General features: G+C 47.2%; 2 tRNA genes and 3 rRNA genes. All 5 read left to right on the plus strand.

The window, feature by feature from the left end:
- Nucleotides 1-57, plus strand: a 16S ribosomal RNA gene (locus DXA20_RS15890); the annotation flags it as partial.
- Nucleotides 58-265: 208 nt separating this feature from the next.
- Nucleotides 266-383 (plus strand): 5S ribosomal RNA (gene rrf, locus DXA20_RS15895).
- A gap of 6 nt (nucleotides 384-389) precedes the next feature.
- A tRNA-Ile gene (locus DXA20_RS15900) sits at nucleotides 390-463 on the plus strand.
- Between the two features lie 37 nt (nucleotides 464-500).
- Nucleotides 501-573: transfer RNA gene (locus DXA20_RS15905), tRNA-Ala, on the plus strand.
- A 383-nt stretch (nucleotides 574-956) separates the two neighbouring features.
- Nucleotides 957-1,538 (plus strand): 23S ribosomal RNA (locus DXA20_RS15910); the annotation flags it as partial.

Below are 1,538 nucleotides of genomic sequence, written 5' to 3' on the forward strand. Positions count from 1 at the left end.
GGGGTGAAGTCGTAACAAGGTAGCCGTATCGGAAGGTGCGGCTGGATCACCTCCTTTCTAAGAGAGCGAGTAAGGGTTGTTTTACTGTTGAGTTATCAAGGATCGAGTGCACATCCGTAAATCGGGTGTGAACGTAGAGTTTACTTTGATCGTCACGCCTGATTACGGATGTATATGAGGCTGATCGCGCTGAAATAGATTTTACTTGTAAAATCTATGAAGTGGGAGCTGAACTTGCACTCGAGACTAGTTAATAACATAACATTTCGGTGACGATGCGCTTAGGGGTAACACCCGTTCCCATCCCGAACACGATGGTTAAGACCTAAGCGGCCGATGGTACTATGCTGGAGACGGCATGGGAGAGTAGGTGGTCGCCGAATCAAAAAGGGCTTATAGCTCAGCTGGTTAGAGCGCACGCCTGATAAGCGTGAGGTCGGTGGTTCGAGTCCACTTAAGCCCATAAAATTAAATAACTAACCTAGATTATTTGATTAGCTGGGGGCGTAGCTCAGTTGGGAGAGCACCTGCCTTGCAAGCAGGGGGTCAAGAGTTCGAATCTCTCCGTCTCCATTCGGTAAGGAAACTTACCGTACAGGTACCTTGAAAACTGTATATCGAAATGATTATAACAAACGAAAGTATGTTATAAGTCAGACATCCAAACGCAGATTTAAGATCATAAAGATCAAGAATCGAAGTCAATTCAGATTAAGAATTAACAAATGCGAGAAAGCAACAAGCCATCATTTGTAACGCTATACAAGTGATTGTAAGAATCAGTTAATGCTATTTTGCAGCAATAGATCACTTGCTGATCTGTTGCGTGTGAGAAAGTAAAAAGATTCAGGAGATATGTCCCATCGCCGCAGGCGATATCACATGGACATATCGTCTGTCTGCGGTAAGCAGACAGAGAATCAGGAACCGTTTCAGCAGTTAGAGATAACTGTAAAGGTTAAGCTGATAAGGGCGCAGGGAGGATGCCTTGGCACTAAGAGCCGAAGAAGGACGTGATAAGCTGCGATAAGCTGCGGTTAGGAGCAAATATCCGCTAACCCGCAGATTTCCGAATGGGGAAACCCGGCAGAGAAAACCTCTGTCATCCATACGCCAATACATAACGTATGGAAGGGAACCCGGTGAACTGAAACATCTAAGTAGCCGGAGGAAGAGAAAGAAACATCGATTTCCTGAGTAGCGGCGAGCGAAAGGGAAGGAGCCTAAACCGCGGTGCGTGCACCGCGGGGTCATGGACTGCAAAAGTGAGCTGAAAGCTAGAAGAATGGTTTTGGGAAAGCCAGCCAGAGAGAGTGAAAGCCTCGTATTCGAAAGCGGAAGGCAGCGGCAGGATCCGGAGTACCACGAGACACGTGGAACCTTGTGGGAAATCGGGGGGACCACCCCCCAAGGCTAAATACTACTTAGTGACCGATAGCGCATAGTACTGTGAAGGAAAGGTGAAAAGAACCCCGGGAGGGGAGTGAAAGAGAACCTGAAACCCTGTGTCTACAAGCTGTGGAAGCACTATATATGTG

This window comes from Roseburia sp. AM59-24XD, from assembly GCF_003478445.1.
In the GTDB taxonomy this organism is placed as follows: Bacteria; Bacillota; Clostridia; order Lachnospirales; family Lachnospiraceae; genus Jutongia.